General features: G+C 65.4%; 1 protein-coding gene. It reads right to left on the bottom strand.

All coding sequences use genetic code 11. The annotated features are described in order from the left end of the window. On the bottom strand, positions 1-419 hold a 419-nt coding region (locus RMT89_RS41295; protein ID WP_315888894.1), incomplete at both ends, for a hypothetical protein.

Below are 419 nucleotides of genomic sequence, written 5' to 3'. Positions count from 1 at the left end.
CCGTCGCGACGAGTCCGCTAGAGGTCCGCATCTCCGGGATGTTGTTCGTCATGGTGTAGCGCACCTTGATCTGCGCAGCCCGGTCACGAGCAAGCTGCTGGAATGCGGACTCCACCTCAGCCGCCGACTTGCCGTGCAGGGTTGCGAGGAATCGTGTGCGCTCCTCCTCCGGGATCGACGCCAAAAGACCCTTCCACCTGTCCGCGATCTGCGTGGCCTGCGGCGCTCCCGTCGCGGCTATCTGCGTCCTCACGTCGTCCGGGATCGCAAAGTAGGCGGCGGCCAGCTTGTCCGCCTCGTCCTTCGATTTACCCATCGCGACTGCGCCGCGCACCCACTCGTCTCGGGCGCGTTTCGTGGCCGCAGTGATCTGGTCGGCGCTAGCTCCCTGGTCGTAGAGGGTGCCGATGTAGCTGATC

This window comes from Streptomyces sp. P17 (assembly GCF_032436805.1).
Lineage (GTDB): Bacteria > Actinomycetota > Actinomycetes > Streptomycetales > Streptomycetaceae > Streptomyces.
The sequence above is the reverse complement of the archived record's forward strand: the minus strand, read 5'-3'. Positions and strand labels throughout refer to the sequence as shown.